Source organism: Micromonospora sp. NPDC050795 (genome assembly GCF_044456785.1).
GTDB lineage: Bacteria > Actinomycetota > Actinomycetes > Mycobacteriales > Micromonosporaceae > Micromonospora.
The window spans coordinates 167,146-185,265 of sequence record NZ_JBITGE010000008.1; the positions used below are offsets into that span (position 1 = coordinate 167,146).

Here is an 18,120-nt window from a genome sequence, read left to right on the forward strand (position 1 = left end):
GCTGACTGCTGATGGTGAAAGCGATCACACACACTGAGCCCATGAACAGGAGAGTCAACCGCGGTAGGGCACTCCGCGTCGCGGTGTGCCTCCTTCTTCTCGCCGCGCTGAGCGGCTGCATGCAGCTCAACATGGGGTTGACCGTCAACGCCGACGACACGGTCGACGGGCAGCTCCTGCTGACGGCCCAGAAGTCCGTTCTGAGCAGTCGTAACAAGAACCTCCCGGTCGCCTTCGCGGAGTTGCGGCAGAACATCCCCGCCCTACCGGCGGGCGAGGAGACCCTTTACCAGGACGACACTTTCTACGGCTCCCAGATCAGTTACCGCAAGGCGCCGCTGGCCGGCTTCGACACCGAGAGCGTGAAACTGGTCAGGGACGGCGATCTTTACCGCTTCACGCTGCCGCTCGATCCCAAGAAATATGGCGGAAAGGTTGCGGAGCAGAATCCGCAGAACCAACAGGCGTTCCTCAAGCTCATGTCGTTCGAGATCTCGGTGACATTTCCCGGCCGGGTGATCGACAGCAATGGCACCGTCAACGGCCGGTCGGTCAGTTGGAAGGTCGATTCCAACCAGGACAAGCCAGCCGAGCTGCGGGCCGTGGCCGAGGCGCCACCACGGCCGTCCACCTCGCCGGTTGCCGCCGGCGAGGAGGACGACGGCGGATTCCCCTGGCTGCTCGTCGTCGGCGGTGTCCTCCTCCTGCTGCTGCTCGCCGCGGTGGGCGTACTCCTGATTCGCCGCCGTCACCCCGCGGCGCCGGCGGCGCCCGGTCCGACCCCGCCGCCCGGCCCTCCCGCCGGCGCCCCGAAGCCCGGCTGATCCATCTGGTGGCCGGCTCGGCCGGCCACGCCCGGCCCCGGCCGCCCCCGAGACGACGGCGACCGGCCCCGGTGCTCCCCGCAGGGGCACCGGACCTCACCACCACCACATCCCGGTCGCACCATCGCAGAAGGGGGATCGTCGTGAACGATCTCTTCACCTGGGCAGCCCTGGGGACCATCGCCGGCGCGAGCGCCGCCACCCTGCTGGCCACCAACGTCATCGGCGGGCTGATCGGCCCGAGCGGCGACAAGCTCCGCAAGTGGATCGCCATCGCCATCGCGTTGCTGCTGTCCTACGTGACAGCGGCGTTCGCCGACGAGGCCGGCGGCGAGAAGTGGGTCATCGCGTTCTTCAACGCGCTGGTCATCTTCTCCGCCGCGCTCGGCGTCAACCAGTTCCCGCCCGGCAACCGACAGGCGACGCCGACCCAGGTCGCGAGCGGTCGTGAGCCTCGAGTCTTCCGTTCCTGGGTCTGAGGGGTGCCGTCATGGTCTTCGGAATTGTCAGCGCAGCCGCTCACGTCGGCTTCGGCGCCCTGCTCGGCTTCCTCGCCGGTGGCCCCATCGGGCTGCTGATCGGCGCCGTCGTGGGCCTGGTGGTCGGCGCGGTCTTCGGCTGGTCGGTGGCCTCCGCCGGGGTGTACGGCTCGGACGCCCGCGGCATCTTCCTCTTCGTCGTCGACCACACCTGGAGTCTGCTCAACACCGTCGTCGGCGCGATCTACCTGACGGTGCACCTGATCTTCGGGCACTCACTGGACCGGCCCACATCACTGAACAGCGGCCGGGTCAGCGTCGTTGAGGGAGTCTCGCCCCGCTACGCCACCACCATCGGCACCGTCTGCGCCGGCTCCAGCTCCGGCATCCAGCGGCACGAGGACGTGCACATCTTCCAGGGTCGCCTGCTCGGGCCGCTCTACATCCCCCTTGTCCTGGCCAACTACGTCCTGTTCACCATCGCGCCGGTGTGGCTGCTCTACCACGACCACACCAACGCGCCGATCAACCGCTTCACCCGGTACTTCGAGATCGGCGTCTACCCGCACGTGTGGAACGAGGCCATCGCGTACCGGATCCAGGGGACGCCGCCGCGATGACCACCCACGGGCGCGGACCGATCGAGAGCGCCACCGCCGCGCTGGTCGCCTGGGTGACCAGCGCGGCGGGGGAACCGGTCCCGATCGGCCCGCCCCGCGCGTGCGACGACGCCGACGGGCTCACCCTCTGGCCCCTCGAACTGCGCCCGGCCCGGCAGACCCGCTCCAGCGGCGCGGTCCGCGAACCATTCCGGTTCACGGTCCGCCACCTGCTCTGCGTCACCGGTCCGGCCGGGTTGCCCCGGCTGGACCGGGTGCTCACCGCCGCGACCAGCGACGGCAGTTACCCGGTCGTACTGGAGGCCGGGGATCCGCCACTGTGGACGGCGTTCGGCACCGCGCCCCGACCGGCGCTGCTGATCGACGTGGCGGCGCAGGTGGACCACCCGACTCCGGCCGCGCCGCCGGTGCTGCAACCGCTGCGGTTGCGGCAACTCGACGTGCGCAGCCTCAGTGGGCGGGTCGTCGGCCCCCAGGAGCAGCCACTGGCCGCGATGCGGGTCGAGCTGCCCGCCACCGGCTCCGCCACCCGCACCGACACCGAGGGCCGTTTCCTGATCGTCGGTGTCCCGCACGACCCCGAGCACCCGAGCCCGGTCCGGCTGCGGCTGAGCGGACGCGGGCTCGTCCTCACCGCCGACGTCGACCCGGCCGAGGACGACATCGTCATCGTCTGCGCGCCACCGACCCACTGACACCCACAGGCACAGGAGGACTGATGCCCAGTTACTTCTCCCCCGGCATCTATGTCGAGGAGGTCCCCAGCGGCGCCCGACCGATCGGGCCGGCGAGCACCAGCATCGCCGCTTTCGTCGGCGTCGCCCCGGACCGCTCCGCCCACCTGGGCAAGGCGGTGCCGGTCAACAACTGGACGGAGTTCCTGCGGCTCTTCGCCGGTGGCGAGCGGGTGGAGAGCACCCCGTTGGCCCGGGCGGTCTTCGGCTTCCTGGACAACGGGGGCGCCCGCTGCTGGGTGGTCAACGTCGGCGAGGGCGGCGCGATCACCGGCTCCGGGCAGCGGCGCGGGGGTCTGCAACTGCTGGAGGCCGTCGACGAGATCTCGATCATCGCCGCGCCCGGCTTCCACGACGTGGTGTCGCACGAGGCCCTGCTCAGCATGGCCGAGCGCACCCGCACCATGGTCGCGATCTGCGACCCGGCACCGGACATCGACGACATCTCCGCGTTGACCCGGGTGGCCACGCCGTCCTCCGGCAAACCCCCCAAGCCCGCCGAGGGTACGGGCGGCGGTCCCGGCGGCGGCGCGGCCCAGCCGGGCGGCTCCGGCGGCCACGAGGGGGCCGCCTACCGGCCGCGCCAGTCCGAGTTCGGCGCGTTCTACTACCCCTGGTTGCGGGTGCGCGACCCGATCAGCGGCGAGTTGGAGCTCACCCCGCCGAGCGGGCACCTGGCCGGCATCTGGGCCCGCACCGACGCCCTGCGCGGGGTGCACAAGGCACCGGCCAACGAGCCGGTGCGCGGCGCCGTCGACCTGGGCTACCTGGTCACCCGACCGGAACACGACGTGCTCAACCCCAAGGGTGTCAACGTGATCCGCTACTTCGCCGGTGAGGGCATCCGCGTCTGGGGCGCCCGTACGCTCGCCGCCGAGGCCAGCGAGTGGCGCTACCTCAACGTCCGACGCCTCAGCATCGCCATCGAGCAGGCCATCGCCAACGGCACCCGGTGGATGGTGTTCGAGCCCAACGACTTCACCCTCTGGCGTTCGATCCGGCGCGACATCGGGGCGTTCCTCACCCGGGTGTGGCGCGACGGCGCGCTGCTGGGGCGCAGCCCGGAGGAGGCGTTCTTCGTCAAGTGCGACGAGGAGACCAACCCGCCGGACGTCCGCGACGCGGGCATGGTGATCGCCCACATCGGCATCGCGGTCGTCAAGCCCGCCGAGTTCGTGGTGTTCAAGCTGAGCCAGTGGGCCGGCGGCACCGAGACCGAGACGATCGGAGGCTGACATGCCCACCACCGCCACCCCGCAACCCGGGGCCCCGGTCGACCCGTACCGGGCGTACAACTTCCGACTGCTCATCAACGGCGTCACCAACGGCCACTTCACCGAGATGACCGGGTTGGAGGTGAACATCCCCGGGCAGCCGTACCGGGAGCACGGCCTGGGTCGGATGCGGATGGTGCCCGGCCAGGCCGAGTACGAGCCGGTGACGCTGCATTTCGGCCTGACCGCCTCCCGCGAGTTGTGGGACTGGGTGAACGCCACCGCGCAGGGCACCCTCAACCGGCGCAACGTCTCCGTGGTGCTGCTCGACTCGGTCGGGACGGCCGAGGTGCTGCGCTGGAACCTGATCGACGCCTGGCCGACCCGGTGGCGCGGGGCACACCTCAACACCCTCAGCCACGAGATCGCCATCGCCTCGCTGACCCTGCGCTACGAGGGCCTGGAGCTGGAGACCGGCGGTGCCACCGCGCCGACGCCCGCGTAGCTGGCTGGCCGGTCGACTGCGCTCGGCGGCCGGAGCGGTGCAGCGCCTCGCCGGGCGGGTCGAGCCCGCCGGCCACCTTCCGCCGCCGTCGCAGACGCCCGAGGCGGCCCCACGCCGTTTCGGGGAACCGCCGCGGCACTGGCTGGACCTGGTCGCCGCCCACGCGCCCGGGCTGCTGCACGACCTGGACCTCGAACCGTCCCCGGCCGGCAACGCCGGGGCCGGGGTCCGGGACGGCGGGCAGGGCGACCCGACCGGTCGGGTCGACGCCGACGGTGCGGACCCGGTCGCGAACGCCAGGTCCGGCGGGTCCGGCGGCCTCAGCGGGCTCGGCGGGTCCGGCAGGCTCGGTGGGCTCGGTGGGCTCGGCAACGAGGGGGGCGTGGGTGGTCCCGGTGCGCGCGGGGACAAGGGGCCGACCAGGTCGCGTGCCAAGGGCCGCACCGGCAGGGCGGGCCGTCCGTCGCGAGCCGGTGACCAGCCCGACGGTCCGCGGACCGGTGCTGCCGGCCCGGCCGGCGACGGAACACCCTCGTCCAACTCGGGCCTGACCACCCCGGCGACCGGATCCACCTGGCCGGACGCGTCGACCCCGCCAGCCGGATCGACCTGGCCGGCGGAACCGGGCGCGGCGGTGCCTCCGGTACGACGGACGGCCCGGGTCGACACCACTGCCCACGACGCCGCGGCCCACGACGCCGCGGCCCACGATGCCGCGACCGTCGACAGCACGGCCCTCGACGCGAGCGGGCTGCCCCGGGCGGACGGACCCCGACAGCCGGTCCGTTCCATGGTCTTCGGGCCGCACGGTTCGCCGAGCGACCGCCCGCACCGGGCCGAGGCCACCCGAAGCACCGCACACCCACTCCGGGACGCACGGCGGTCCGGCGAGGTCGACCACCGGCGTTCCACCGGCGCGTTCCCCGCACGACCCACCACCGACCGGCTCCCGGATGACCGCGACGGGTTCGGAGGCCACCCGGACGGTCAGCCCTGGCCCCGGGAGAACCGGAGCGGGCACCCGCGTGGTGAGGCGCAGAACGCGGCCTGGACGTCTCGAGGGGACGCAGCGGCTAGCAACGGGAACGGGCCGATCCGGGGCGGGGTCGACGCATCCTGGACCGGGTGGACGGCGACGAGCGCCGGGAACCCGTGGGCCTCTACGCGCGGTGACCTGGATCGCCTGGCGGACAGTGGATCGTGGCTGGCCCTGCCCGGTGAACCGGCGCCACCCGGGCACCCGGCCGCACGGCGCGACGCAGGGACGGACGCGGCCGGCGGCGGACGACCGACGGGCATCGACGGGCCGCCGCCCGGCGCGGCGACCCGGAGCGTCGACCCGTGGCCGGCACTGCCCGACGACTCCGCACTGTGGTCGCTCGCCGGGGCGGCGCTGGACACCGCCCAGCTGACCCGACTGGCCCGGGAACAGGCGGGTGACTGATGGAACGCGTCGCCTTCCTCATCGACTCCTCCGGCGTTCGGGTGGACTGCCTGCTCAACCCGGAGACCGTGCAGGTGACCCGGCTCGCCGGCGTACGGCAGCGGGGTGCCGGCGGCGGGCAGCTCACCGGGGCCGGGCTGGCCGACGACCCGCTGGTCTTCACCGGTGGCGGCCGTACCGAGCTGGTGCTCGACCTGCTCTTCGACGTCGACTTCGTGGAGGCGCAACTGCGTCCGGCCGACGTTCGGGTGCTCACCCGTCCGCTGTGGATGTTGGCGGAGAATTCCACCGCCGAGCATGGCTGGTTGCGACCGCCGTTGGTCCGGTTGGTCTGGGGCAAGACCTGGAACGTGCCAGGTGTGATCGTCGCGGTGGCGGAACGGTTCGACGCGTTCACCGGCACCGGGTCGCCGCGGCGGTCCTGGCTGCGGCTGAAGCTGGTCCGCGCCGCCGAGACGGCAGATCAGGCCGAGGCCGGCTTCGCCGAGGAGTTGGCCGCCGCGAGCACCCCGACCGCCGCGCCGGGCAGCGCGGTGATCGCCGCCGGTGACGGCGCGGCCGAGCCGGGTCGTTCCGGTGTGCGTTTCGATCTGCTGGCCAACGACGCGCTGGGCTCGCCGCTGCGCTGGCGGCTGCTGGCCGAACACAACCGGATCACCGATCCCCTGGCCGTGCCGGCCGGCACCACTCTCGCCGTGCCACCGAGCGCCGGCACCGCTCCGGTGAGCGGGTTGGCGCGGGCGGTGGCGGGTGTGGTGGGCGCGGGAGCGTCGTACCTGGGCGCCTCGATCGCCGACGCGCCGTGGAACGCGCCGACCGGCCCGGCCGCCGCCCCGAGCGCGTCCGGCAGTCTTGGGGGTACGCCGTGACCAGCCTCGCGCCCCGGGCGTTGGTCGTCCTGCTGGACGGCGTCGAGCTGGTTGGCGCGGCTCGTCAGCGGGTCCGTTCGGTGCGGGTGGCGGCCCGGCTCAACCAGCCCACCCAGGCCGAGCTGGTGCTCGCCACCACCGCCGGGACCGGCGCGTTCGACCCGCCGGTACGCCCCGGCACGGCGCTCGACGTCCGGCTCGCCGACCACGAGGACGCCCTGTTCACCGGTGAGGTCACCTGCGTGGAGGTGGAGTTCGCCGCCGACGGGGCGGCGGTGCTGCGGTTGCGGGCGTACGACCTGCTGCACCGGCTGCGCAAGCGGCAGGGGTTGCGGGTCTTCACCTCGGTGACCGCCGTCGAGCTGGCCCGGGAGTTGTGCGGCGCGGTGGGGCTGGCGGTGACCGCCGAGGTCGACGGCCCTCGGTTGGAGCGGCTGCTCCAGCACCGGCACAGCGACCTGGAGCTGCTGCGCGAGGTGGCCGGCCGGGCCGGGCTGCACCTGGCCGCCGACGGTGACGGTGTCCGGCTGGTCACCCTCGCCGGCTACGGGGAGCCGGTGACGTTGACGCTCGGCGCGGGGGTGCACAACCTGCGGGTTTCTGAGAACACCGACCAGGCCAGCGGTGCCAGTGCGGCCCTGGGCTGGCACCCGCAGCGGGCCGAGGTGATCAGCCAGCAGGTCGACGAGGCGCGCTGCGGCCGACCCGCCGACGGCCGGCCGGACCCGGCCGACGTGGGCGCCGACGGCGTTCGCACCGCGGTGGACCAGCCCGGCCGCAGTGACGACGAGTTGGCGGCGCTGGCCCAGGCCCGCCTCGACAGCCGCGCTGCGGCGCTGGCAACGGCCGAGGGGGTGGCCGAGGGCGACCCGGCGCTACGGCCGGGCCGCCGCGTCGACCTCGGCGGGGTGCCCGACCCGGTCGCCGGGACGTACGTGCTGACCGAGGTGGTGCACACGGTGGACGGCAACGGGCACCTGACCCGGTTCTCCACTGTGCCGCCGGCCACCCCGGCGACCCCGACCGGCGGTGCGGCGGTCACGCTCGGCAGCGTCACGGACGTCGCCGACCCGGACGGGCTGGGCCGGGTCCGGTTGACCCTGCCGGCGTACGGGGACCTGGACGCCGGCTGGCTGGCCGTGCTCTGCCCCGGGGCCGGGCCGGGCAAGGGCCTGGTGGCGCTCCCCGATCCCGGCGACACGGTGCTCGTGGTGCTGCCCGGCGGCGAGCCGGCCTCGGGCATCGTGCTCGGCTCGCTGTTCGGCGCGGTCGAGCCGTACGACGCGGGCATCGACGACGGAAAGGCCCGCCGCTGGACGATGCGCACCTCCGGCGGGCAGTCGATCGTCGTCGACGACGTGCGGCGCAGCCTGCGGCTGGGCACCGAGGGCGGCAGCTTCCTGGAGCTGACTCCCGACCTGGCGACCCTGCACGCGGCGTCCGACCTGGTGATCTCCGCACCCGGCCGGGCCATCGTGGTGCGCGCCCGCAGCGTGGACTTCCTGCACGCCGCCTCGACCGAGGACCCGACCACCGCGGCAGAGCAGGCCCGAACGCTTGCCCGCGCCCACCACGAAGGAGGCGGCTGATGCGCTGGATCCACCGGGACTCCGTGATCACCTGCGATCACGACGGCCGGGTCGAGAACCGACCCTCGCGGGAGTGGGTGACCGTCACCGGTGTGCCCGTGCTCGTCGACGACGACCCGGAGGGACGCAAGATAGTCGCCTGCCCGAACTACGGCCCGACGATCAAGCCGTGCACCACGACACTCACCGTGCGCGTCGGTTACAGCGACTGGGTTCGCGTCGACGGGCACCGGGTGGTGCTGTCGCACCTGGAGGGGTTCACCAACGGCACACCGCCGGGGCTGGTCAAGCACACGGTGCGCGACGCCCGCCAGCAGTTCCTGGGGGCGGACCGATGAGGGCGTTCCGCTTCGTCGGCGCCGGCTTCGACGCCGGCCGCACCGGCGGGTTGGCGCTCACCGCGGCCGGCGGCCTGGCGATGACCGATGGCGACGAGAGCGTACGGCAGGCGCTGTTCCTGCTCCTGTCGACCACGCCGGGCGAGCGGCTGATGCGACCCGGGTACGGCTCCCGACTGCACCGGTTGGTCTTCGCGCCCAACGACGACACCACCGCCGGTCTGGCCATTCACTACGTCCGGCAGGCCATCGCCCGGTGGGAGCCCCGGGTCGAGGTGATCGACGTGGACGCCGGGCCGGACCCGGACGACGCGTGGCGCCTGGTGATCCGGTTGGACTACCGGGTGCGGGCCAGCCTGACACCCGGGCAACTGGTCTTCTCCGTGGATCTGCTCCCCGTCGACGAGCCCGCTGAGGGAGGAGCGTCATGACGCTGCCCGTGCCGCACCTGGACGATCGCGGTTTCCTCGACCTGGTCACCGAGGCCCGGGAACGGATCCGGCAGTCCTGCCCGGCGTGGACCGACCTGTCGGCGCACGACCCCGGCATGGCGCTGGTGGAGACGTTCGCACACCTCACCGAGGTGATGATCTACCGGCTGAACCAGCTGCCGGAGAAGGCGTACGTCTCGTTTCTGAACCTGCTCGGGGTCACCCGGCACGCGCCGACAGCGGCCTGGGCGGACGTCCGGTTCACCCGTACCGGCACCGACCGCGGCGCGGTCCGGATCCCGGCCGGGCTGCGGGTCGCCGCGGCCCGGGGCGCGGACCCCCGGCCGGTCGTGTTCGTCACCACCGAGCCGACGCTGCTGCCCGCCGACGAGACGTCGGTGACGGTACGGATGCACCACTGCGAACCGGTCGAGGCGGAGCTGCTCGGGGTGGGCACCGGCCAGCCGGGGCAGGTGCTGCGCGCGACCCGCGCGCCGCTGACCCGCACCGCCGAGGCGCTGGACCTGCTGCTCGGGGTGGAGGTGGCGGCCGGCACCGTCGAGCTGGGCGCGGCGGCCCGCGAGCACGACGGCCGCACGTTCGAGATCTGGCAGCCGGTGGACAGCTTCGCCGGGCTCGGTCCGCAGGCCAAGGCGTACCTGGTCGACCGGTGCTCCGGCACTGTCGTCTTCGCCCCGGCCCTCGACCTGCGACCCCCCGCCGGGACGACCCCGCACGGCGAGGCCACCGCCGACGCGGCCACGCCGACGAGCACCGCGCCGCCGGTGACCGTCGCGGCGGTGCCGCCGGCCGGACGGCAGATCCGGCTCTGGTACCGCGCCGGCGGCGGGCCGACCGGCAACGTGGCGGCGGGCACGCTGACCAGCCTGCGCGACCCACTACCCGGGGTACGCGTGGACAACCCCACGCCGGCGGCCGGCGGCCGGGAGATGGAGGCGCTGGAGTCGGTGCTCCTGCGCGGCCCGTACGAGTTCTTCGCCCAGCAACGGGCGGTCACCGCCCGCGACTTCGAGGTCCTCGCGACCAGCTCCGGCGCGGTGGCGCGGGCACGGGCGTTCACCCGCGCGGCGGTGTACAGCTTCGCCCGGCCGGGCGAGGTCGAGGTGGTGCTGGTGCCGTACGTGCCGGAGGCGGCCCGACCGGGCGGGCGGCTGCCGGTGGCGGTGCTACGCGAGCACGAGGTGCCCGAGGCGCGCCACCGGGTCGAGGCGGACCTGGAGGAACGCCGGATGGTCGGGATCCGCTCCCGGGCCACCTGGGCACGGTTCAAGGCGGTGTCCGTGCGGGCCCGGGTGGTGGTCCGCCGGGAGGAGGACGTGGACGCGGTCCGTCGCCGCATCCACGACCGGCTGCACCAGACGCTGAGTCCGCTGCCCACCGCGCTCAACCCGACCGGCTGGCCGTTCGGCGAGCCGCTGCGGGCGTCCAACGTGTACCGGCTGCTGGAACACGCCGAGCCGGGGGTGCGCTACGTCGAGTCGGTGCGGTTCGTGGTCGACGAGGCCCCCGACGCCGACGTCCGCGCCCTCGCCGTGGACCAGTACCAGCCGCGCACCTGGTACGCCGGGCGCGGCCCGGTGCTGTTCCGCTCCAGCAACGGCGGAGCGGGTTGGGAACCGGCCGGTCGATTCGACGACGAGACGGTGCTGCGGGTGGCGCCCGCGCCCGCGCCGGTACGGCCGGGCATCGTCGCGCGTCCCGGCTCGGTGGCCGTGGTGACGCTGCGCGCCTCGGGTGGCTCCCGGGTGCACCTGAGCACCGACCTGGGCGAGACGTGGTCGCTGCTCACCGACCTGGACTCGCGGATCTCCGACGTGGCCTGGCTGGACCGCGACGGCGCGGGCGCGCTGCTGGTGGCCACCGACACCGGCCTGTACGAGGTGTCGCTGCTGCCCGGGGCGGTGCCGTTGCAGATCCTCGTCGACCCGTCGGACGCCGACCGGGGCTTCTACGCGGTCCGCACGTTCGTCTCCGAGCGTGGTGCGCCGGGGGTGGCGGTGGCGGCGCAGGCCAGCTTCGGGGTGTACCTGTCGACAACCGGCGGCCGACCCGGCAGTTTCACCCACGTCGGCCTGGCCAACGTGGACAACCGGGTCCTCGCCGTGCAGTACGACGGGCCGGCCACCCTGCTCTGGAGTGGCGCGGGTGAGCCGGATCCGAAGAAACCCGGCCAGGGCTGCCACCGCACCCGGCTGTTCGAGTCGGATGTGAAGTGGCAGTCGATGCAGAGCGGGTGGATCGGCGGCACCTGCCGGGACCTCGCGTTCGTCGGTCAGCAGGCGGTGGCGGCCACGCAGAGCGGTGGGGTGCTGCGGCTGGACACCCTGGCCGCCCAGCCGCAGTGGCAGGCGGTGTCGGTCAACTGCGGGTTGCCGTTGCGGGACCGGACCCGGTTCGTGCCGGTCGACGCCATCGCGGTGAGCGGCCCGACCGCCGGGGGTGCGGCGGCTGGCGGCACCGGCGCGGCGGAGCGGCTGATCCTGGCCAGCGGCGAACGCGGCGTGCACCGCAGCGCCGACGCCGTCACCTGGACGCCCAGCGCCAACCAGGCCACCGCCGACGTGGTGACCGTCCCGGATACCTGGCTGCTCTGCTCCGGCGAGCACGACATCGAGGTGGTGCGCCAGGATGCGACGTTCGGCGATTGAACGGCTGCTGCCCGCCGCCTACCAGCGGGCCTGCGTGCCCGGCAGCGTGCTCTGGGCGCTGCTCGACGTGATGGAGGGGCTGCACGCCCCGGACGAGGCGATCCTCGCCGAGGTGGACGCGCTCTTCGACCCGTACCGGGCGCCGGACGGGCTGGTCGTGCGGTTGACCCGCTGGGTGGCGATGGATCACGTGGTGGCCTCGCCCCGGCCGGACACCCCGCTGCCGCTGCCGGTGGGTCGGCTGCGCGACCTGGTGGCCAACGCCGCCCTGCTGGCCCGCTGGCGCGGCACCCCGTACGGGATGCGCCGGGCCCTGGAGTTGGCCACCGGGATGTCGGGCTTCGCCATCGACGAGCCTCCCGAGCGGGCCTTCCACGTCGTGGTGCGGGTGCCGGTCGCCGCCGCCGGTCAGCTCGCCGTGATCACCCGCATCGTCGAGGCGGAGAAACCTGCCTCGGCCACTGTCGAGATCGTCCTGGAAGAGGAGTCGTCATGACCACCGAGTGGGCGGTCGTCGCCGCCGCCGAGCAGTTCACCCTCGACCCGCGCAACAGCGGCGAGCTGACCTTCACCGTCTCCAACCCGGGTAACGCGCCGGACACCGTGGTGTTCGACGTGGCACCCGGTGACGGCTCGCAGCGGGCCTGGTTCACCGTCGCCGAACCCCAACGCGTGGTACCCGGGCAGGGCTCGGTGTCGTTCCTGGTCAAGCTCGCCGTGCCGGCCGGCACCGCGCCCCGGCGCTACGACATGACCGGGTTCGCGTACTCGGCCAACACCGCGCCGGAGGAGAGTTCCCGCTCCAGCGGCCGGGTCACCTACGAGGTGCGGGCGGTCGCGCCGCCACGGCGTACCCCGTGGTTGTGGATCGCCGCCGCGGCGGCGTTGGTGCTGGTGGTGGTCGCCGTGGGGGTGGTGTTGCTGACCCGCGACGGCGAGCCGACCCCCGGCGAGCCGCGGGTGGTCACCGTCGAGGCGGAGAGCCTCGTGGAGGGTGCGCTGGTGGAGTCTCCGAAGAAGAGCGCCGCGAAGGTGGAGGCGCAACCCAACTGCTGCGGGGTGACCTGGTCCGGCGACAAGCAGTTGTTCTTCCAGGGGTTGGCCGTCGGCGACAAGGTCACCGTGACGGTGCAGATCCCGGCCGACGGCACCTGGCGTTTCGCCACCGTACGCACCACCTCCCTCGACTACGCCAACACCGTCTTCGTCATCGACGGCCGCCAGGTCGGCGGGACGTTCCTCGGCTTCACCCCGACGGTGCGGAAGACGGAGTTCCTGGACGTCGGCACAGTCCAACTCACCAAGGGCCCGCACCAGGTCACACTCCTGGTGGTCGGCAAGACGCAGGGCACGAACCGTTACTTCGCGGGCGTCGACGAGATCCGGTTCACCGAGATCGTGGCGCAGGCCGTGGCGCGATGAGTGGACGGCAGAAGGCGCTGCTGGGGCTGTTCGCCGTCCTGCTGGTGGCGCTGTTCGTGGTAGCGGTCGGGGCGGGCCGCGACGACCGGGGTGATCCGGGGGCCCGGCACGGGTTCGTCGACCGGTTGGGCGCGCTGGGCGGCGAGCGGTCCGCCGTGGATCCGCTGACGGTCAGCGCCGACTGCGCCGACGAGACGGGCCGGCTGGAGTTCTCCGGCAGTTGCGTGGTGCGGGTGGCGGATCCCGGCGGGCTGCGCACCCTCGTGCTGCGCAGCGCGGCACGGTTCACGGTCGTCGCCCCGGCGCCCGGCGACGCCGACCTGACCATCCGCGACGAGGTCGAGCCGGCGGCGGACGGCACCGGCGCGGTGGCGAAGATCGCCGTCGACCAGGCCACCGAGGTGGGCCTGACCTGCCCCGGCCTGGGCGGCTGCACTGTCGTCGTGGCCACGTCCTGAATCGACAGGGACCGAGAGGAAGGTGCCGCCGTGGGTGACCTGCGCAAGCCGTTCCTGCTGATGGCCATGCTCGCCATCGTCCTGGCGATCGGGGTGGAGCTCGGCGCTGGGCTGCTGCTCGGCGGCGCCGACGCCGGCGCGGCCCTCGCCGACAGCGCCGGCTCGCTGGACGTGGAGATCGACGACGTGTCCGGGGTCAGTGAACCGTCCGGTCGGGGCACCGGCTATCTGGCGCTGATCGACGCGGTGGCGGTCTGGAGCACCGGGCTGTTCTGCCTGGGGCTGCTGCTGCCCGAGCGCGTCCAGGGTCGGGTGCAGGGCGTCGCCAGCCTGATCTTCTCGATCATCCTGATCATCGTCGGCTTGGTCGCGCTGGTCGTCGCGTTCGTCGAGCTGATGATCATGGTGTCGCTGTTCCTGGCCGTCCCGTTCGGCACCCTGGCCTACCTGGCGCTGTGGGGCTTCTTCCCGGTCGGTGACGCGGCGGTGCTGCTCGGGCTGGTGCTGCTGCTCAAGCTGGTCTGGGCCGGGATGCTGGTGCTGGCCCAACCGCGTTTCCTGCAGAACAAGGGCCTCGTCCTACTGATCCTCACCACCCTGCTGTGCACTGTCGTGCTGGAGTTCCTGCACAACCTGGTGCCGGTGATCCTGGTCAGCATCGTCGACGACGTGGCGGCGCTGGTCTTCGCGATCATCGCGATCATCTGGGGCCTGGTGCTGTTGATCGGCTCCATTCCGGCGATCGTCAAGGCCATCCGGGTAACGGCCGCCCTTCCGAGCCGTTGACCTTTGCGGTATCGGCAGCGCCTGGGTGGATTGTCTGTGACCCTGACGGCGTGGACGAGACGCCGGGGCGCGACGCCGTGGAGCTGCGCGTGCACGGCATCTCCGGCGTCACCGCCGAGCGGATCCTCGACCACCCGATCGTGACCCGGGTCGCCGGGAACACGCATGCGGGCTTCTTCCGGCCCCGGCCGGGCAGCGGCACCGCCGGCGGGGCCACCGACGGGGTTGCCGTCGAGGCGTACCGCTGGGGTTCGCTGACCGCCGGCGCGGCGGTACGGACGGCCTCGATGTTGCTGCTGCTGCCCTTCATGTTGAGCAACCTGGCGATCTGGCTCCGGCCGGCGGGGCACGACAGGTGGGGGCTGCTCGGCCTGCTGTGCCGGGTGCTCGCCGGCACCCTCACGGCCACGTTCGTGCTGGCGGCGGTGGGCGTCACACTCGACCTGGTCGGCTGGCAGTGCGTGCCGTACCCCGGGTGCCGGGCCAGCCGCCCCTACCTGGCCTGGCTGCACGCCGTCCCGGCCGGGCCCCGGCTGGCCCTGCTGTCGCTCGTTCCCCTGCTGGCGCTGTGGGTCGTCTGGGCCATCGGCACCCGGTCTGCGCGGGCCTTCGAGGGGTTCGGCCCGTTGGCGGCGCAACCCCGGTCCGACGACCGGGACCAGAGCCTCACCGACGCCGGTTTCTGGCAGGACGCGCACGTCACCGGCTGGCTACGGCAGGTCCATGTGGTGCTCGGCGTCGGGACGCTGAACGTCGCACTGCTGGCCGGCGTCGCACCGGGCGGGATCGGGGCGACCGGTCACGTCGTGCTGTTCGTGATCGCCGTCGGCCTGCTCGGGGCGAGCGTGGTGCTCCTCGCCCTGCCCGTGCCGACCAGCCCGGTGCGGGCCCGACGGATCCTGCGAACCCTGTGGGCGACCACAGTGGTGGCGACCGTGTTGTGCCTCGGCTCGGCCACGCTGGCGGACGCGACACCGTCCGGCTCGGGCAAGCTGCCCGGGTACGAGGGCGCCGCCGCCGGGGTGGTCGCCGCGCAGGGTGTCCTGCTCGTCGTGCTCACCGTCGTCACGTACACCCGCCAGCGTGTCGCCGAGGGCGGCGAGCGCCCCGTCCTGCGCGGGCTGGGCACCCCGATCATGGCGGCGGCGGCGGTGAGCGTCGGCGCCGCCTTCACCGCGACGCTGGTCTACCGCGTCGCGGACGCCCTCGACCACGGCGACATCCCCGACCCGATCCGGCCCAATCCGCCGATCGTCGGTCCGCTGGAACCGCCGGTGGCCTACTGGTGGGCCGCGCTCGCCGGGCTCGCCGCGCTGCTGATCGGGGCGGCGGTGACCTGGGTGACCCTCCTGCTGAGTCGGCGACGGCGACGGCGGCTGGCGGCACGGATCATCGAACGGGACTACCCTGGCGTGCCGGCGGCGGACGCGCACCGGCTGCGCGTGGTCCGGGAGACCATCGCCCGGTCCCGGGTCACCGAGGAGCTCGGCCCGGTGCTGCTCGCGTTCCTGTTGATCGCGTCGCTCGGGCTGGCCACCGTCGCCTTCGACGTGATCGGGATCGGTCCCACCCAGCTCGCGGACCGGCTGGGCGGGGACGGCGGCGCGGCCGTCGTGCTCGCCTACGTCACCGACGCCGGTGTCTGGGTGATCAGCCTGTTGGTGATCTTCCTGCTGATCCTCGGGTTCCGCGCGTACCGGTCGGCGCAGACCCGGCGGGTGGTGGCGGTGCTGTGGGACCTCGGCACCTTCTGGCCCCGGACGGTCCACCCGTTCGCGCCGCCCTGCTACGCCGCCCGCGCCGTCCCGGAGCTGGCGAAACGGGTCACCGGGCTCACCGCGCGGGGCCCGGTGGTCATCTCCGGGCACAGCCACGGCTCGGTCCTCGCCGCCGCCACCATCCTGCACCTGCCGCCGGCCGTGCTGACCCGGGTGTCGCTGTTGACCTACGGGTCACCGCTGCGGCGCACCTACGCGCGGCTCTACCCCGCGTACTTCGGACCACGGACGCTGCACGACCTGGGTGGGCGGATCGGGTGGCGGTGGCGCAACCTGTGGCGGGACACCGACCCGATCGGCGGGCCGATCTTCCCTCCGGGCTCGCCCGGAACACCGCCGGACGTCGACATCCGTCTGCGTGATCCCCGCAGCCTGACCATCGACCCGGCGGACACCGTGCCGCCGCCGATCGAAGGACACTGGCCGTACCACACCCAGGCCGCGTACCAGGTCGCGATCCGGGAGCTGACCGACCGGTCCGGCTGATCCGCGTTCACGGTGTCAGCGTGACCAGGCCTGCCACCGCGTCCCGGTCCAGGGTCCCGTCGGCCACCCACACCCGGTACCGGCCGTGCCGGCTCCCACCGGCCGGCACCACCGCCGGACGGTCGAACGCGAACGCCACACAGACCCCCGGATACATCCCGGTCCGCACGAACCACCTGTCGTCGCGGCCGAGCCCCGAGAAGACCAGGGTGTACGCCCCGCCGCCCGACCGGACGCCGGTCAACGCGAGCCACGACGCCGCGCTGCCGTTGACCGCCTCCTCCCCGACCGCGTCGGCGGTGAACACCGCCGGTTCGCCGTCGGCGGCGGCCCGCCAGAAGAACCCGCCGTAGCCGGCCCCACCCGGGCGGCCGTTGGTGGCCGGACTGCCCAGCCGGATCTCCCGGTCGTCCGGGGCGACGAGGACGGACTCCACGTCGAGGAGCCAGGCGTCCGGTGTGACCACCGAGGCGGCGAGCCACCTCCGCTCGGTCAGCAGCACCCCGCCGGTCCGGTCGCGCCACTGGAGATCGTGCGCGTACCGGCCCGGGGACCGTTCGACCTCACCGGTGTGCGCGATGACGCCGTGGTCGTCGCGCCAGGTGTAGCCGACGTCGCGGACGTAGGTGCGCCCGCCCCAGAGGTTGCTGCCGTCGACGTCCTGGACCGCGAGGGACGCGCCGAGGTGCCACACGTGGTCGGCGGGGAGCGCGTCGGTGACCACCGTTCCGCCGAGCGTACGCACCGGGTGCAGGTACGGCCGGGGACCGTGTTGGGCGTCCAGCGCCGGGTCGAGCACGTACTCGGCCACCTCCGTGGCCCCGACCGTCAGCCGCACCGGCTCCCCGCTCACGGCAGCTGCCCAGGACCGGCGACGGCGACGGGGACCGGCCGGCGATGGGCGACGGCGTGCAGGGCGGCCACCGTGTAGCCGGCGAGGATCGGCACCGCGACCGGGGTGACCAGGACGGTGAGCAGCCCGGCGAGTGTGACGACCCCGGTGAGCGCCGCCCAGCGGGTGGGCGCGTCGAGGCAGGCGCGCGCGGCGGAGCGGGCCGAGGCCCGCCACCGCACGCCCCCGTTGCCGCCCACCTCGACGACGACCAGCCCGGCGTACCCGGCCAGGCCGGCCGCGACCAGCGCCGTCACCAGCAGCGCAGCCGGGCCGCCCGGCACCCGGCCGGTGGCCAGCGCCGCCAGGTCGGCGGCGAGCAGCGCCGTGGCGGCGAGCGCGAGCAGGCTGACCGGCACACCGGCCAGCACCGCGCGGCCGAACCGGCGCACTGTCGTGCGTGCCGAGGGCCAACTGCCGGTCCGCGTCCAGTCGTGCACCGCCGCGCTGGCCGTGCCCACCGCCGCGGCGGCGGTGAGCAGGGGGACCGCCGCGAGGGTCAGCAGGATGCCCAGCAGGGCCAGGTCCGCGGCGTCGCGGGCGACGTCGCGCCAGTCCCGCCGCCCGCCGGTGTCCACGGGT

19 protein-coding genes are annotated in these 18,120 nt (G+C 73.6%); 17 read left to right on the top strand and 2 right to left on the bottom strand.

Features of this window, described 5'->3' with window-relative positions; genetic code table 11:
- The first annotated feature begins 41 nt into the window (after positions 1–41).
- From ACIBEF_RS09895 to ACIBEF_RS09975, 17 genes are all read left to right on the top strand, one after another.
- Entirely contained in the window at positions 42–824 is a 783-nt protein-coding gene (locus tag ACIBEF_RS09895; protein WP_396792725.1) for an LppM family (lipo)protein, read from the top strand.
- 143 nt (positions 825–967) lie between these two features.
- Positions 968–1,303, top strand: coding sequence for a hypothetical protein (locus tag ACIBEF_RS09900; protein WP_355007395.1), 336 nt, complete (start codon positions 968–970; stop codon positions 1,301–1,303).
- 11 nt (positions 1,304–1,314) lie between these two features.
- The gene (locus tag ACIBEF_RS09905; RefSeq protein WP_396792727.1) at positions 1,315–1,923 is read left to right on the top strand and encodes a glycine zipper family protein; all 609 of its coding nucleotides are present in this window, start codon (positions 1,315–1,317) and stop codon (positions 1,921–1,923) included.
- A complete protein-coding gene (locus tag ACIBEF_RS09910) occupies positions 1,920–2,618 on the top strand; it encodes a carboxypeptidase regulatory-like domain-containing protein (RefSeq protein WP_396792729.1) in 699 nt (232 codons plus the stop codon). Before ACIBEF_RS09905 ends, ACIBEF_RS09910 begins: the two co-directional genes overlap by 4 nt.
- A 23-nt stretch (positions 2,619–2,641) precedes the next feature.
- Entirely contained in the window at positions 2,642–3,892 is a 1,251-nt protein-coding gene (locus tag ACIBEF_RS09915; protein ID WP_387349405.1) for a phage tail sheath family protein, read from the top strand.
- A gap of 1 nt (position 3,893) precedes the next feature.
- The gene (locus ACIBEF_RS09920) at positions 3,894–4,376 is read left to right on the top strand and encodes a phage tail protein (protein WP_030327509.1); all 483 of its coding nucleotides are present in this window, start codon (positions 3,894–3,896) and stop codon (positions 4,374–4,376) included.
- Entirely contained in the window at positions 4,351–5,820 is a 1,470-nt protein-coding gene (locus tag ACIBEF_RS09925) for a hypothetical protein (RefSeq protein ID WP_396792731.1), read from the top strand. The genes ACIBEF_RS09920 and ACIBEF_RS09925 overlap by 26 nt, the downstream gene beginning before the upstream one ends.
- Entirely contained in the window at positions 5,820–6,689 is an 870-nt protein-coding gene (locus ACIBEF_RS09930) for a hypothetical protein (RefSeq protein WP_396792733.1), read from the top strand. The genes ACIBEF_RS09925 and ACIBEF_RS09930 overlap by 1 nt, the downstream gene beginning before the upstream one ends.
- Entirely contained in the window at positions 6,686–8,278 is a 1,593-nt protein-coding gene (locus tag ACIBEF_RS09935) for a contractile injection system protein, VgrG/Pvc8 family (protein WP_396792735.1), read from the top strand. Before ACIBEF_RS09930 ends, ACIBEF_RS09935 begins: the two co-directional genes overlap by 4 nt.
- Positions 8,278–8,616, top strand: a complete 339-nt coding sequence (locus ACIBEF_RS09940) for a hypothetical protein (RefSeq protein ID WP_396792737.1) — start codon at positions 8,278–8,280, stop codon at positions 8,614–8,616. Before ACIBEF_RS09935 ends, ACIBEF_RS09940 begins: the two co-directional genes overlap by 1 nt.
- A complete protein-coding gene (locus ACIBEF_RS09945; protein WP_357199255.1) occupies positions 8,613–9,047 on the top strand; it encodes a GPW/gp25 family protein in 435 nt (144 codons plus the stop codon). Before ACIBEF_RS09940 ends, ACIBEF_RS09945 begins: the two co-directional genes overlap by 4 nt.
- On the top strand, positions 9,044–11,716 hold the full coding sequence (locus ACIBEF_RS09950) for a putative baseplate assembly protein (protein WP_396792739.1): 2,673 nt from the start codon (positions 9,044–9,046) through the stop codon (positions 11,714–11,716). Before ACIBEF_RS09945 ends, ACIBEF_RS09950 begins: the two co-directional genes overlap by 4 nt.
- Positions 11,697–12,212, top strand: a complete 516-nt coding sequence (locus ACIBEF_RS09955) for a phage tail protein (protein WP_328654054.1) — start codon at positions 11,697–11,699, stop codon at positions 12,210–12,212. The genes ACIBEF_RS09950 and ACIBEF_RS09955 overlap by 20 nt, the downstream gene beginning before the upstream one ends.
- The gene (locus ACIBEF_RS09960; RefSeq protein ID WP_396792741.1) at positions 12,209–13,138 is read left to right on the top strand and encodes a hypothetical protein; all 930 of its coding nucleotides are present in this window, start codon (positions 12,209–12,211) and stop codon (positions 13,136–13,138) included. Before ACIBEF_RS09955 ends, ACIBEF_RS09960 begins: the two co-directional genes overlap by 4 nt.
- Positions 13,135–13,596 (top strand): hypothetical protein, encoded by a 462-nt coding sequence (locus ACIBEF_RS09965; protein WP_396792743.1) that lies wholly within the window; start codon positions 13,135–13,137, stop codon positions 13,594–13,596. The genes ACIBEF_RS09960 and ACIBEF_RS09965 overlap by 4 nt, the downstream gene beginning before the upstream one ends.
- A gap of 30 nt (positions 13,597–13,626) precedes the next feature.
- Positions 13,627–14,382, top strand: coding sequence for a hypothetical protein (locus ACIBEF_RS09970; RefSeq protein ID WP_396792744.1), 756 nt, complete (start codon positions 13,627–13,629; stop codon positions 14,380–14,382).
- A gap of 50 nt (positions 14,383–14,432) precedes the next feature.
- Positions 14,433–16,646: a hypothetical protein gene (locus tag ACIBEF_RS09975; RefSeq protein WP_396792746.1), complete on the top strand. Its 2,214-nt coding sequence runs from the start codon at positions 14,433–14,435 to the stop codon at positions 16,644–16,646.
- 7 nt (positions 16,647–16,653) lie between these two features.
- Here ACIBEF_RS09975 and ACIBEF_RS09980 read toward each other — a convergent pair whose 3' ends face one another.
- Entirely contained in the window at positions 16,654–17,499 is an 846-nt protein-coding gene (locus tag ACIBEF_RS09980) for a PmoA family protein (RefSeq protein ID WP_396792748.1), read from the bottom strand.
- A complete protein-coding gene (locus ACIBEF_RS09985; protein WP_396792751.1) occupies positions 17,496–18,116 on the bottom strand; it encodes a hypothetical protein in 621 nt (206 codons plus the stop codon). The genes ACIBEF_RS09980 and ACIBEF_RS09985 overlap by 4 nt, the downstream gene beginning before the upstream one ends.
- Between the last annotated feature and the right edge of the window lie 4 nt (positions 18,117–18,120).

Excerpts from the sequence above, each read along its gene's own strand:
- ACIBEF_RS09895 (WP_396792725.1), top strand. The coding sequence starts at position 42 with ATGAACAGGAGAGTCAACCGCGGTAGGGCACTCCGCGTCGCGGTGTGC.
- ACIBEF_RS09905 (WP_396792727.1), top strand. The coding sequence starts at position 1,315 with ATGGTCTTCGGAATTGTCAGCGCAGCCGCTCACGTCGGCTTCGGCGCC.
- ACIBEF_RS09910 (WP_396792729.1), top strand. The coding sequence starts at position 1,920 with ATGACCACCCACGGGCGCGGACCGATCGAGAGCGCCACCGCCGCGCTG.
- ACIBEF_RS09915 (WP_387349405.1), top strand. The coding sequence starts at position 2,642 with ATGCCCAGTTACTTCTCCCCCGGCATCTATGTCGAGGAGGTCCCCAGC.
- ACIBEF_RS09920 (WP_030327509.1), top strand. The coding sequence starts at position 3,894 with ATGCCCACCACCGCCACCCCGCAACCCGGGGCCCCGGTCGACCCGTAC.
- ACIBEF_RS09930 (WP_396792733.1), top strand. The coding sequence starts at position 5,820 with ATGGAACGCGTCGCCTTCCTCATCGACTCCTCCGGCGTTCGGGTGGAC.
- ACIBEF_RS09940 (WP_396792737.1), top strand. The coding sequence starts at position 8,278 with ATGCGCTGGATCCACCGGGACTCCGTGATCACCTGCGATCACGACGGC.
- ACIBEF_RS09945 (WP_357199255.1), top strand. The coding sequence starts at position 8,613 with ATGAGGGCGTTCCGCTTCGTCGGCGCCGGCTTCGACGCCGGCCGCACC.
- ACIBEF_RS09950 (WP_396792739.1), top strand. The coding sequence starts at position 9,044 with ATGACGCTGCCCGTGCCGCACCTGGACGATCGCGGTTTCCTCGACCTG.
- ACIBEF_RS09955 (WP_328654054.1), top strand. The coding sequence starts at position 11,697 with ATGCGACGTTCGGCGATTGAACGGCTGCTGCCCGCCGCCTACCAGCGG.
- ACIBEF_RS09960 (WP_396792741.1), top strand. The coding sequence starts at position 12,209 with ATGACCACCGAGTGGGCGGTCGTCGCCGCCGCCGAGCAGTTCACCCTC.
- ACIBEF_RS09965 (WP_396792743.1), top strand. The coding sequence starts at position 13,135 with ATGAGTGGACGGCAGAAGGCGCTGCTGGGGCTGTTCGCCGTCCTGCTG.